The organism is Anaeromyxobacter dehalogenans 2CP-1 (assembly GCF_000022145.1).
GTDB lineage: Bacteria > Myxococcota > Myxococcia > Myxococcales > Anaeromyxobacteraceae > Anaeromyxobacter > Anaeromyxobacter dehalogenans.
In genome coordinates this window covers 3,117,988-3,129,835 of record NC_011891.1, presented here as the reverse complement: position 1 = coordinate 3,129,835, position 11,848 = coordinate 3,117,988, and the positions used below count along the sequence as shown (strand labels likewise).

Below are 11,848 nucleotides of genomic sequence, written 5' to 3'. Positions count from 1 at the left end.
CATGATCCCCGCCGAGACGCTGAACGCCGCCTTTCCGACCCTCGCGCCGGAGAGCCGCCTGGTCGCGCTCGACGCGCCCGCCTCGGCGGCCGCGGAGCAGTACCGCGTCCTGTACCAGCGCCTGCTCCGCCTGGCCGCGCGCCGGCCGATGCGCGTGCTGGCGATCACCTCCGCCGGCCGCGGCGAGGGGCGGACCACCACCGCCGCCAACCTGGCGCTCACCGCCGCGCAGGAGGGGCGCGCGACGGTGCTGGTCGAGGCCGACCTGCGCCGGCCGGTGCTGGCGGCGCGGTTCGGGCTGGCGCCGCGGGCCGGGCTGGCCGAGGTCCTGGAGGGCGCCGCCGAGCTGGCGCAGGCGGTGGTGCGGGTCGGCCCGCTGGCGGTGCTGTGCGCCGGCGATCCGCGGGATCCGGCCCAGGCGCTGCGGAGCCCGCGCGCCGTCGCGATCATGGAGCAGCTCCGCGCCGCCTACGAGCACGTCATCCTCGACGCGCCGCCGGCGCTGGCCGGCGCGGACGGCGACCGCCTGGTGCAGGCGGCCGACGCGGCCCTGCTGGTGGTGCGCTCGGGGGCCACGCCGCGCCAGGTGGTGCGGCTCGCGCTCGACGCGCTGGGCGAGCGCGCCGCCGGCGTGGTGCTGAACGCCGTGGACGCCGGCGCGGTGGCGCACGGGCGCTGGATCTACGGGGACGCGTCCGCGGTCGCGCCGCCGCCCGTGCCGGTGCCCGAGGTCCGGCGCGCAGAGCCGCTGTGACCGCCGCCGCGCTGGTCGGGGTGGATCGCGAGGTGGGGGGCGGCGCCGGCCCGGCGTTCGCGGGCGGCTTCGCGCTCGCGGTCGCGCTGGCGGTCGCCGTCGTGGCCGTCGCGCGCCTGCTCGCGCGGCGGCGGTCGTCGCCCCGGGGCGCAGCGGCGATGAGGAGGGCTTCTCGCGGGTGATGTGCGGAACGCGGGCAGATCCCAGCTTTCCGTGGGGCCGCGGGGGCGGTCGGGGGGAGGGTGGGTGGTCCGGGTCTTCAATCACTGGTTCTCGCCGCGGAAGGCGTTCTACTTCTTCGCGGAGGAGACCGTCCTCGTGCTGGCGCTGCTCGCGGGCGCGTCGCTGGGACCGGTCGCGGCGCAGGCCACCGGCGCCACCGCGCCGATCGCGCCGGCGGTGCTGCGCGCCGGCCTCGCCTCGCTGTTCTTCGCGGGCGCGCTCTACCTCGGCGATCTCTACGACCTGCACGCGGCGGTGCGCGACCGGGCCGATGGGCGGCGGCTGCTCCGGGCCCTCGGGGTCGCGACCATCGCGCTGGCGGTCGCCGACCTCTCGCTCCACCTCGTGCTCCCGGGCTGGATGCTGCACCGCTCGGTGGTGCTCGCCGCGGCGGGCGGCGCCCTCGGCGTCATCGGCGCCCGCGCGCTGATGCCGGCGGTGGTGGGGGCGCCCACCCGCGTGCTGTTCCTGGGGGCCGGGCCCCCGTGCGCGCGACCTGGCGCGGGCGGTGGAGCGCGAGGCGGACGGCCTGTGGGCGGTGGCCGGGTTCGTGGTGCCGGAGGCCAGCCGCGCGCCGGCGGTGGTGCCGCCGGAGGCGCTGCGGCAGGGGGCGGTGCTGGACGTGGTCCGGCAGGCGCGGGCACAGGTGGTGGTGGTGGCCATGGAGGACCGGCGCGAGGGGCTGCCGGTGGACGCGCTGCTGGCGCTGCGCACCCGCGGCCTGCGGGTGGTGGACGACGTGGGCTTCGCGGAGGCCACCCTGCAGCGCATCCCGCTGGCGCTGGTCCGGCCCAGCGCGCTCATCTTCGACGAGGGCTTCCGGGTCTCGCGCCTGACCCGCACCGTGAAGCGGGCGCTCGACCTGGGCGTGTCCGCGGTGGGCCTGCTGGTGGGCGCGCCGGTGATGGCCGCGGTGGCCGCCGCGATCTGGCTCTCCGACGGCCGGCCGGTGCTGTACTCGCAGGAGCGCACCGGCCGCGGCGGCCGCGCGTACCGGATCTGGAAGTTCCGCACCATGCGCCGCGACGCCGAGAAGCTCGGCGCCGCCTGGGCGACCGACGACGACCCGCGCGTCCTGCCGGTGGGACGCTTCCTGCGGCGCGCCCGGCTGGACGAGCTCCCGCAGCTCTGGAACGTGCTCGGCGGGCAGATGAGCCTGGTCGGCCCGCGGCCCGAGCGCGCCGTGTTCCTGTCCGAGCTGAAGGCGCGGTGGCCGCTGTTCGCGCTGCGCGAGCTGGTGAAGCCCGGCCTGACCGGGTGGGCCCAGCTCCGCTACGGCTACGGCTCGACCATGGAGGAGCAGGCGAAGAAGCTCGAGTACGACCTGTACTACATCAAGAACACCACCCTGTTCCTCGACCTGGTGTGCCTGCTCGCCACGGCGAAGGTGGTGCTGCTGGGACGGGGGGCGCGATGAGGGTGCTCGAGGACACGGTGGACCGCCTCGCCGCGGTGCCGGCGGCGCGGCCGCTGCGCGTGGTGGCGGCGGGCGGCGGCACCGGGCTGCCGCGGGTGCTGGCCGGGCTGGCCGGGGGCGTGGACGAGGACGGCCGCCGGCTGGCGGTGACCGCGCTCGTGACCACCGCCGACGACGGCGGGAGCTCGGGCGAGCTGCGGCGCCGGTACGGGGTCCCTGCCACCGGCGACGTGCGCCGCTGCCTGGTGGCGCTGGCCGGCGGCCTCAGCCCGCTCGCGGCGCTGTTCCAGCACCGCTTCGACGGCGCCGGCGCCCTGGCCGGCCACACGGTCGGCAACGTGGTCCTCACCGCGCTGGCGCAGCAGCACGGCGACTTCGCCCGGGCGGTGGAGGCCGCCGCCGCGATGCTGGGCGCTCGGGGCCGGGTGGTGCCGGCGGCGGACGGCCCGGTGGAGCTGATCGCCTCGCTGGACGACGGGCGCGAGGTGCTGGGGGAGTCGGCCATCGCCGCCGCCGGCGGGCGGGTGGCCGGGGTCCGGCTGGCGCGGCCCGTCCCGGCGCCGCGCGAGGCGCTCGAGGCCATCCTCGAGGCCGACCTGGTGGTGCTCGGCCCCGGCAGCCTGTACTCGAGCGTGCTCGCGAGCCTGCTCCCCGACGGCGTGGCCGAGGCGCTCCGCGCCACCGCCGCCACGCGCGTCCTCTGCGTGAACCTGGTGACCGAGCCTGGCGAGACCGACGGGCTGGACGCGGCCGCACACCTGCGGGCGGTGCAGCGTCAGGCGGGCGAGGTGGTGGACGTGGCGCTGGTGCACCGCGGGCCGCAGCCGGCGGCCCACCGCGCGGCGCTCCAGGCCCGCGGCGCCCGGCCGGTGGAGGTGGACCGCGCCGCGCTCGAGGCGCTCGGGGCGGTGCCGGTGGCGGCGGACCTCGCCTCGGCCTCCGAGCCCGGCCGCCACGATTCCCAGAAGCTCGCCGGAGCGCTGCTCGCGCTCGCGCGCGCCCGCTAGAGGACCCCCGATCCCATGCCCGGCACCGCCACGCTCCCCGTCGCGCCCGCGCCCCGCCGCCTCCCGTATCGCGTCGAGGCGCTGGAGGGGCGCGCCGCGTTCGACGCGCTCGAGGCCGAGTGGAACGCGCTGCTCGCGCGCGGCCCGGTGGACCTCCCGTACGTGCGCCACGAGTGGCTCGCCGCCTGGCTCGACGCGTTCGCGCCGCGCGCGCGGCTCCGGGTGCTGGTGGCGCGGGATCCGCGCGGCGCCGCGGCCGGCTTCGCGCCGCTCCTGGAGGAGCGGCGCAGCGGCGCGATCTGGCTGGTGGCGCCCGCGAACGACCACTCCTGCCGCGTGGAGTGGGCGCTCGGCCCGGACGCCTCCGGCGCGGCGGCGGCGCTGTGGGGCCACCTGCGCGACCGGCTGCGCTGGGACGCGCTCCTGCTCCGGGACCTGCCGCGCGACGGCCCGACCTCGGCGCTGCTCGAGCCGCTCGCGCGCGCGGACGGCCACCTCACCGGGCGCTGGGAGTCGCTGCGCACGCCGTGGATCGCGCTGGGCGGCGAGGGCGCGGAGGCGCGCACCTCGTCGAAGTTCCGAGCCAACCTGCGGCGGCGCGCGCGGCGGCTCGGCGAGATGGGCGCGGTGGCGGTGCGGCGCGAGGACGGCCGCGGCGACCTGGAGGGCGCGCTGCGCGAGCTGTTCGCGCTGGAGGCCGCCGGGTGGAAGGGCGCGCGCGGCACGGCCATCGCCGCCGACCCGCGCACGGTGGCGTTCTACCGCCGGGTGGCCGGGGACGCGGCCCGCCGCGGGGCGCTCGCGATGCGCGCGCTCACCCTCGACGGCCGCGCGGTGGCGGCCCAGCTCGGGCTGGTGCACCGCGGCGTCTACGCGCTGCCCAAGATCGCCTACGACGAGTCGCTCGCGCAGGTGTCGCCCGGCCAGCTCCTTCACCGCGAGGTGGTGGCGGAGTGCGAGGCGCAGGGCCTGGCCGAGCTGGACTTCCTCGGACCGGACATGCCGTGGAAGCGCGACTGGGAGCCCCGGCACAGGCCCCATGACTGGCTCTACGTGTACCGCCCGTCGATCGCCGGCCGGGCCATGCACACGTTGAAGCACCGGGTGCGCCCGGCGGTGAAGGAGGCCCTCTCGTGGTGGCGGTGAGCCGAGCGATGGCGCTGCGCGGCGGGACGGCGGCCGGGCCCGCGCGGCGGCGCTACATCCCGGCGCTGCCCACGCTCTGGCCCGGGATGCTCTCGCCGCTGGCGGCCGACCGGCCGCCTCCCTTCCCGTTCGGCGCCCCGCGCATGGTGCCCTTCTACTTCGCGCGGAACGCGGTGTTCCACGCGGTGCGGCTGCTCGGGCTGGCGGGGCGCGAGGTGCTGGTGCCCGCGTACCACCACGGCGTGGAGATCTCGGCCCTGGCCGCCGCCGGGGCCATCCCGGTGTTCGTGCGCGTGGACGGCCGCATGCGGCTCGATCTCGAAGACCTCGAGGCGCGCCGGGGGCCGCGCGCCGGCGCGATCTACGTCATCCACTACGCCGGGTTCCCGCAGCCCATGGACGAGATCCGGACGCTGGCGCGGCGGGCGGGGCTGCCGGTCATCGAGGACTGCGCGCTCTCGCTGCTGTCCGCGGAGGGGACCCGCCCGCTCGGCTCCACCGGCGACCTCTCGATCTTCTGCTTCTACAAGGCGCTCCCGGTGCCGAACGGCGGGGCCCTGGTGGTGAACGCGCCCGGCATCGCCGCCGAGCTGCCCGAGCCCGAGGCCGCACCGCTCGCCTCGACGCTGTCCCACGCGGCCGGCGCGCTGCTCGCGAACGCGGCGTTCCGGCTCGGGGAGACGGGCGTGGCGCTCCGGGCCGCCGCGCGCGGCGTGGTTCGCGCGGCGCGCGGCACCTCCGGCCGGCTCCGCCCCGTCTCCACCGGCACGAGCACGTTCGACCCGGGCGCGGTGGGGCTGGGCATGAGCGGGCTCTCCGCCGCCATCGCCCGGCGACTGGACGCGCGCGCCATCGTGGACGCGCGGCGCCGGAACTACTTCCTGCTGCTGGGGCGCCTCCGCGATCTCGCGCCGCCGCCGTTCACCGAGGTGCCCGCGGGCGCCGCGCCGCTGTTCTACCCGCTGCCCTGCGACGACAAGGCGGCGGTGCGCTCGCGCCTGGCCGCGCGCGGCATCGAGACGGTGGACTTCTGGCGCACCGGCCACCCGCTCTGCCCGCCCGAGGCGTTCCCCGAGGTGGCGGCGCTGCGCCGGCGCGTGCTGGAGCTGCCGGTCCACCAGGACCTCCAGCCGGAGGACATGGCCTACCTGGCGGCCTGCGTCCGCGAGGCGCTCGAGTGACGGCGCCCGCGCGGTCGTCGCTCCTGGAGGTCCGGTGCTCGACGGCCCCGGCGCGGCTCGACGCGCTGCGGCCCGAGTGGTCGGCGCTGCTCGATCAGGCGGGCGTGCCGAGCCCGTTCCTGTCCTGGGAGTGGCTCGCGACCTGGCGGCGGCACTTCGGGGCGCGGCGGCCGCTCCGGATCCTCGAGGCGCGCGACGCGAGCGGCGCGCTGGCCGGCCTGCTGGTGCTGTGCGGCCGGCCGGGCCTCGGCGCGCGCCGGTGGCAGCTGCTCGGCAACGGGATCACCGGCGCCGACGGGCTCGACGTGCTGGCGCGTCCCGCCGAGGCGTCCGCGGTGCGGGCGGCGATCGCGGCCGCCGCGCTCGAGCTGGAAGGCTGGGACGCGCTCGAGCTCGAGGACCTCCCCTGCGGCTCGCCCACGGTCGCGGCGCTCCGGGCCGCCGCGGCGGCGCGCGGCGTGCGGGCGCGGGTGGAGCGGCGCTTCGCCTGCCCCGGGTTCGCGGTGGCGGGGAGCTGGGAGGCGCACCTGCGCGGCATCCGGCGGCGCGAGACGTTCGGCCGGCGCGCGCGCTGGCTGGCGCGGCAGCCGGGCTTCCGGATCGAGGTCGCCACGCGCCCGGAGGAGGCGGCCGCCGCCATGGCGGACTTCCTGCGCCTGCACCGGCTCCGCTGGGCCGGGGAGGGCGGCTCCTACGGCATCCCCCCCGGCGCCCCGGAGGCGTTTCACCTCGAGGTGGCGCCGCTGCTGGCCGCGCGCGGGTGGCTGCGCCTGTACCGGCTGCTCGTGGACGGCGAGGCCATCGCCGCGGTCTACGGCCTCGAGGCCGGGCGGCGCTTCCTCTACTACCAGTCCGGCTACGATCCGCGCTGGTCGGCGCGCAGCCCGGGCATGGTGCTGGTCGGGCGCACGGTGGAGGACGCGTACGCGCGCGGCCTCGTCGACTACGACTTCCTGCGCGGCGAGGAGCCGTACAAGCTGGACTGGGCGGCCGACCGTCGCGAGACGTGCGCGGTGCGCCTGCGCGCGCCCTCGCTGCGGGCGGGGACCGCCGCCGCGGCCGAGGAGGCGTACCGGGCCGCGCGCCGGCTGGCGCGGCGCGTGGCGCCGGAGCGGCTCTGGGGCGCCCTGCAGCGGGCGCGCCGCGCGCGCGAGGTGAACGCGGGGGCGGCGCCGTAGGCGTCCCCGGGGAGCGCGATGCCCGAGCGAGCCGACGGGAGCCCGCGCTGGATCGTCCGCCGCGCCCTGAAGGTCGCGGTGGCGGGCGCGCTGCGCGCGGCCGGCGCGCACCGCGCGGTGGGGACGCTGCGCCGCCGGCAGGCGGGGGGCGCGCGGGTGCTGGTGGTCTCGTACCACCGGGTCACGCACGACTACCGGGCCAGCGCGCGCGAGGGGCTCGCCTCGCTGCTCGTCTCCGCCGGCACGCTCCGCCGGCAGCTCGAGCAGCTCGGGCGGACCCGCGACCTCGTCAGCCTGGCCGACGCGCGACGGATCCTGGCCGAGCCGCCCGGGACGGCGCGCGCCCGCGACGTCGTCACCGTCACGTTCGACGACGGCTACGCCGACGTCCACGGGGTGGCGCTGCCCATCCTGCGGGCGCTCGGCGCGCCGGCGACCGCGTTCGTCGTCACCGGCCTGGTGGGCACGGCGCGGCGGCTCCCGCACGACCGGATCTACGCGGCGCTCGCCGAGCTGACGGCGCGCGGGATCCCACCGGAGCGGGCCGGGCTGCCGCGCGGCGCGCAGGCGCTGCTGGACGCGTGCGCGCGCGCCGGGCCGGCCGCCACGCTGGACCGGCTCATCGCCCGCCTGCCGCAGCCGCGCCTGCTCGAGGTGGCGGACGCGCTCGCCGCGCGCGTCGGCCTCTCCGATCCCGACCTGCCGGCGGGGACGCGGCTGCTCGACTGGGACGAGGTCCGGGCGCTCCAGGCGGGCGGGGTGGAGGTGGGCGGCCACACGGTGACCCACGCGGTGCTGCCGCACCTGCCGGCCGGCCGCGCGCGCCGCGAGATCGCCGGGTGCCGCGATGCGCTGGCGGAGCGGCTGGGGCGGCCGCCGCGCGCGTTCGCGTACCCGAACGGCTACCACACGCCGGCGGTGCGGCGGCTGGTGGCCGACCTCGGGTTCCAGGTGGCGGTCACCACGGAGGACGCGGAGAACGTGCGCGGCGGCGACCCGCTCGCGCTCCGCCGCAAGATGGTCTGGGAGAACACCACGCTCGGCCCGGCCGGCTACAGCCCCGCGCTGGCCACCTGCAACCTCGAGGGCGTGTTCACCGCGCTCGGGCTGGTGCGCCCCGTGCCGGGCGAATGGCGCGCGCTCGCCGCCGCCGAGGAGGAGCGCGCCCGGCCGCCCGGCCGCTCGCCGGGTCCGCGCCGCTCGCGCGCCGCGGCGGGGTGAGGGCGCCGCCAGGGTCGCGCGGGGCGCCGCCCCGTTCAAATGCTCGCCGCCGGGGGCCCCGCGGACCCAGCTTGTCTCCGTGGCCGCGCTCCAGGGCAGGGACATCGTCTGCTTCTCGAACGACTGGGACGGCGATCCGCTCTCCAAGACGCACATCATGCGGATCCTGGCCCGGGACAACCGGGTGCTGTGGGTCAACTCGCTCGGCAACCGCGCCCCGCGCGCCAGCGCCGCCGACGCCGCGCGCATCTGGAAGAAGCTGCGCGACGCGGCCCGCGGGCTCACCGAGCCGGAGCGCAACCTGCACGTGCTCGCGCCGCTGTACGTCCCGGCCTACGGCCTCGGCGCGGTGCGCCGCCTGAACCGCGCGCTGCTGCGCCTCCAGGTCAGGACGGCCATGCAGCGGCTGGGCTTCGGCCGGCCCATCTCCTGGAGCTTCCTGCCCAGCGCCGCCGCGGTGGCCGGCACGCTCGGCGAGGCGCTGGTGGTCTACCACGTGGTGGACGAGTTCTCGGCGTTCAGCGACGCGAGCGCCCACGTGGCCGAGCTCGAGGCGCGCCTGCTCCGGCGCGCCGACCTGGTGATCGCGTCGTCGGAGCGGCTGCTGGCGGCGAAGCGGCTCGTGAACCCGCGGGCCGTGCTGGTGCGCCACGGCGTGGACCACGCGCACTTCGCTCGCGCGCTCGACCCGTCGCTCGAGGTGCCCGCGCCGCTCGCTGCGCTGCCGCGGCCGGTGATCGGGTTCTTCGGGCTGGTGGCGGACTGGATCGACCTGCCGCTGGTGCGCCAGGTGGCGGACGCGTACCCGCAGGCGTCGGTGGTGCTGCTCGGCAAGGTGATCACCTCCACCGCCGCGCTGGACGGCGCCCGCAACGTCCACCTCCTCGGGCGCCGGCCCTACCAGGAGCTGCCGGCCTGGTGCCGCGGCTTCGACGTCGCCATCACCCCGTTCCGGCGCAACGAGCTGGCGCTCGCGGCGAACCCGCTCAAGGCGCGGGAGTACGTGGCGGCGGGGCTGCCCAACGTCTGCACCGACCTGCCGGAGCTGCGCCAGGTGCCCGGCTGCACCGTGACCCGCACGCCGGAGGAGTTCCTGGCCGCGGTGGGCCGCGCGCTGCGCGCGGGCGGGCCGGACCCGGCGCGCTCGGCGCTGGTCCGTGCCGAGGGCTGGGAGGCGAAGGTGGACGAGCTGAGGGCGCACGTCGAGGCGGCCGAGCGCGGCGCGGTGCCCGCGCGCATCCAGGCCGTGCCGGGCTAGGGGGCTGGATGCGGGCACGGGCGGAAGCGGCGTCGCTGGACGTGGCGCTCCTGGCGCGGGAGGCGGGGCTGGAGCGCGCGTCGCGGCGGTGGAGCCGGACCGCGCACGCGGCGGCGCTCGGGTTCGTGGCGATGCTGTACGCGAGCCCGATGTACTGGTGGCCGGAGCTGGAGCGGCTGCGCCTGGGCTTCGTCACGATGGCCCTGTGCGCGGCGGCGGTGGTCGCGCACCGGCTCTCCTCGGGCGAGCGCATCCGGCTGGGCGGCGGCGGGAGCCTGCTGCTGCTCGCCTACCTCGCCTTCATCCCGCTCTCGCTCACCTGGACGCTGTCGCGCCCGGACACGCTCCATGCCGTGGTGGACGGCGCCAAGATGGCGGTGGTCTTCGTCGCGATCCAGAACGCGCTCGACGCGCCCTCGCGCCTCGGGCGGTTCCTGCGGGTGGCGGCGCTCGCCTCGCTCGGCCCGGCCCTCGGCGGCGTCTGGGTCTGGGCCAACGACGACCACCTGGTGGAGGGCTTCCGCACGCACTGGCGCGGCCTGTACGGCGATCCGAACCGCCTGGCGATGAGCCTGGTGGCGGTGCTGCCGTTCGCGCTGCTCGGGGCGATGCGCGCGCGCCGGCCGGCCGCGCGGGTGGGGTTCGCCGGCGTGGTGGCGGCGCAGGTCGCGGCCATCGTGCTCACCCACTCGCGCTCGGGCGCGGTGGCGGCGGCGCTGGCGGCGCTCCTGTTCCTCCTGCGCGGGCGCGGCGCCAGGCTGCGCGGGCCGCTGGCGGCCGGGGCGCTGCTCGCGGGCGTGGTGGCGCTCGCGCCGCAGTCGTTCTGGGAGCGGTCGCGCACCATCGCCGACTACCGCGACGACGCCTCGGTGGCCGGCCGCGAGCACGCCTGGAAGGTGCTCGGGAACATCGTGGACGAGCGGCCGCTCTCCGGCGTCGGGGCGGGCGCGTTCCTGGCCAGCTGGGCGCGGTACGCGCCGCTGGAGGCGGGGGGCCGCCGCTACGTGGCCCACAACCTCCTGCTCGAGATCGTGGGCGACCTCGGGATCATCGCGTTCGGCCTGTTCGCGGCGTTCGTGGCGTGGCTGCTCTGGCAGACGTGGCGCGCCGGCGACGATCCGCTGGTCGGGCCGGAGGCGCGCGCCGTGTTCGCCGGGCTCGCCGGGTACCTCGTGTGCGAGATGGCGAACGGCTACTCGCTCTCGTGGTTCCTCTACTTCCTGTTCGCCTGCGCGGTCGCCGCCGTCCGCCTGGCCCGGGTGCGGGCCGCGGCCGGGGAGCGGGCGGCCCCCGCCCCGGCGCCGGGCTGGTGACGCCGTGCCCGAGCCGCGGCGGATCCTGATCTTCCAGAACCGCTTCCGCATCGGCGGGCAGGAGCGGCAGACGGTCCTGAACGTCCGGTCGATGGACCGCGCCCGCTTCGAGCCGGTGGTTGCGGTGCTGCACCTCGACGGCGACCACCTGCAGGACCTGGAGGTCGCGGGCGTGCGGCCGGTGGTGTTCGACGTGGGCGGGCGCATGATCCGCCCCAACACCGCCTGGCAGCTCGCGCGCATCGTCCGCTTCGTCCACACCGAGCGGATCGCGGTCATCCACGCCCAGGACGTGTACACGAACGTGCTGGGGGTGCTGGCGGCCCGGCTGGCGCGGGTCCCGGTCATCCTCACGCGGGTGGACCTGGGCCATCACCTGGAGGGCTACCGGCGACCGCTGCTGCAGGCGGCTTCCCGGGTGGCCGACCGCGTGCTGGTGAACGCGCTCTGCATCCGCGATCTCGCCGTGCGGGAGGGGGTGGAGGCGGACCGGGTGGCGGTGGTGCGCAACGGGGTGGACCTGGAGGCGCTGGACCTCGAGGCGCGCCGCGCGCCGGACCACCCGGTGCCGGAGCCCGGGGCGGTGGTGTGCATCGCGAACATGCACCATCCGGTGAAGGGGCAGTCCGACCTGCTGGTCGCGATGCGCGAGGTGCTGCGCACCCGGCCGGACGCGCGTCTGGTGCTGGTGGGCGAGGGCGTGCGGCGCCCGCTGCTGGAGCGCCTGGCGCGGCGCCTCGGCATCTCCGACCGGTGTTACTTCCTGGGCCACCGGCTGGACGCGCCGGCGCTGCTGGCGCAGGCGGTGGCGGGCGTGTCCGCGAGCTACGCGGAGGGGATCTCCAACGCGATCCTGGAGAGCATGGCGATGCGGCTCCCGGTGGTGGCGACGCGCGTCGGCGGGACGCCGGAGGTGGTGCGCGAGGGACAGAACGGCTTCCTCGTGCCGCCCGGCGCGCCGGCGGCGCTGGCGCGCCGGATCCTCGACCTGCTGCGCGACCCGGCGCTGCGGCGCCGCATGGGCGAGCGGGGCCGGCGGATCGTGGAGGAGGAGTTCGGGCTGGCGCAGATGCGCCTCTCCTACGACGCGCTGTACCAGGAGCTGACCGAGGATCCCTCGCCGCGGATCGTGGCCGGGCTGGGGTGAGCGG

General features: G+C 77.9%; 11 protein-coding genes. All 11 read left to right on the top strand.

Features of this window, described 5'->3' with window-relative positions:
• Position 1 precedes the first annotated feature (1 nt).
• The 11 genes from A2CP1_RS14265 to A2CP1_RS14215 all read left to right on the top strand — a co-directional run bounded on the left by A2CP1_RS14265 (position 2) and on the right by A2CP1_RS14215 (position 11,844).
• Positions 2 to 754: a CpsD/CapB family tyrosine-protein kinase gene (locus tag A2CP1_RS14265; RefSeq protein ID WP_012633923.1), complete on the top strand. Its 753-nt coding sequence runs from the start codon at positions 2 to 4 to the stop codon at positions 752 to 754.
• Positions 751 to 936 carry a hypothetical protein gene (locus A2CP1_RS14260; protein WP_012633922.1) on the top strand — a complete coding sequence of 62 codons (186 nt, stop codon included), beginning with the start codon at positions 751 to 753 and terminating at the stop codon, positions 934 to 936. Before A2CP1_RS14265 ends, A2CP1_RS14260 begins: the two co-directional genes overlap by 4 nt.
• Before the next feature lie 548 nt (positions 937 to 1,484).
• Positions 1,485 to 2,393 carry an exopolysaccharide biosynthesis polyprenyl glycosylphosphotransferase gene (locus A2CP1_RS14255; RefSeq protein WP_012633921.1) on the top strand — a complete coding sequence of 303 codons (909 nt, stop codon included), beginning with the start codon at positions 1,485 to 1,487 and terminating at the stop codon, positions 2,391 to 2,393.
• Positions 2,390 to 3,400 (top strand): gluconeogenesis factor YvcK family protein, encoded by a 1,011-nt coding sequence (locus A2CP1_RS14250; RefSeq protein WP_012633920.1) that lies wholly within the window; start codon positions 2,390 to 2,392, stop codon positions 3,398 to 3,400. The genes A2CP1_RS14255 and A2CP1_RS14250 overlap by 4 nt, the downstream gene beginning before the upstream one ends.
• A 15-nt stretch (positions 3,401 to 3,415) precedes the next feature.
• On the top strand, positions 3,416 to 4,546 hold the full coding sequence (locus tag A2CP1_RS14245; protein ID WP_012633919.1) for a GNAT family N-acetyltransferase: 1,131 nt from the start codon (positions 3,416 to 3,418) through the stop codon (positions 4,544 to 4,546).
• On the top strand, positions 4,537 to 5,727 hold the full coding sequence (locus A2CP1_RS14240; protein ID WP_012633918.1) for a DegT/DnrJ/EryC1/StrS family aminotransferase: 1,191 nt from the start codon (positions 4,537 to 4,539) through the stop codon (positions 5,725 to 5,727). Before A2CP1_RS14245 ends, A2CP1_RS14240 begins: the two co-directional genes overlap by 10 nt.
• Positions 5,724 to 6,905 (top strand): GNAT family N-acetyltransferase, encoded by a 1,182-nt coding sequence (locus A2CP1_RS14235; protein ID WP_012633917.1) that lies wholly within the window; start codon positions 5,724 to 5,726, stop codon positions 6,903 to 6,905. The genes A2CP1_RS14240 and A2CP1_RS14235 overlap by 4 nt, the downstream gene beginning before the upstream one ends.
• A gap of 18 nt (positions 6,906 to 6,923) precedes the next feature.
• A complete protein-coding gene (locus A2CP1_RS14230; RefSeq protein WP_012633916.1) occupies positions 6,924 to 8,126 on the top strand; it encodes a polysaccharide deacetylase family protein in 1,203 nt (400 codons plus the stop codon).
• A 79-nt stretch (positions 8,127 to 8,205) separates the two neighbouring features.
• Positions 8,206 to 9,384 carry a glycosyltransferase gene (locus tag A2CP1_RS14225; RefSeq protein ID WP_012633915.1) on the top strand — a complete coding sequence of 393 codons (1,179 nt, stop codon included), beginning with the start codon at positions 8,206 to 8,208 and terminating at the stop codon, positions 9,382 to 9,384.
• Between the two features lie 8 nt (positions 9,385 to 9,392).
• On the top strand, positions 9,393 to 10,697 hold the full coding sequence (locus A2CP1_RS14220) for an O-antigen ligase family protein (protein WP_012633914.1): 1,305 nt from the start codon (positions 9,393 to 9,395) through the stop codon (positions 10,695 to 10,697).
• A gap of 4 nt (positions 10,698 to 10,701) precedes the next feature.
• Entirely contained in the window at positions 10,702 to 11,844 is a 1,143-nt protein-coding gene (locus A2CP1_RS14215; RefSeq protein ID WP_012633913.1) for a glycosyltransferase, read from the top strand.
• The last annotated feature ends 4 nt before the right edge of the window (positions 11,845 to 11,848 follow it).

Bases quoted from the DNA above. Each gene is read 5' to 3' on its own strand.
- A2CP1_RS14265 (WP_012633923.1), top strand. From the start codon at position 2: ATGATCCCCGCCGAGACGCTGAACGCCGCCTTTCCGACCCTCGCGCCG.
- A2CP1_RS14220 (WP_012633914.1), top strand. From the start codon at position 9,393: ATGCGGGCACGGGCGGAAGCGGCGTCGCTGGACGTGGCGCTCCTGGCG.
- A2CP1_RS14250 (WP_012633920.1), top strand. From the start codon at position 2,390: ATGAGGGTGCTCGAGGACACGGTGGACCGCCTCGCCGCGGTGCCGGCG.
- A2CP1_RS14230 (WP_012633916.1), top strand. From the start codon at position 6,924: ATGCCCGAGCGAGCCGACGGGAGCCCGCGCTGGATCGTCCGCCGCGCC.
- A2CP1_RS14245 (WP_012633919.1), top strand. From the start codon at position 3,416: ATGCCCGGCACCGCCACGCTCCCCGTCGCGCCCGCGCCCCGCCGCCTC.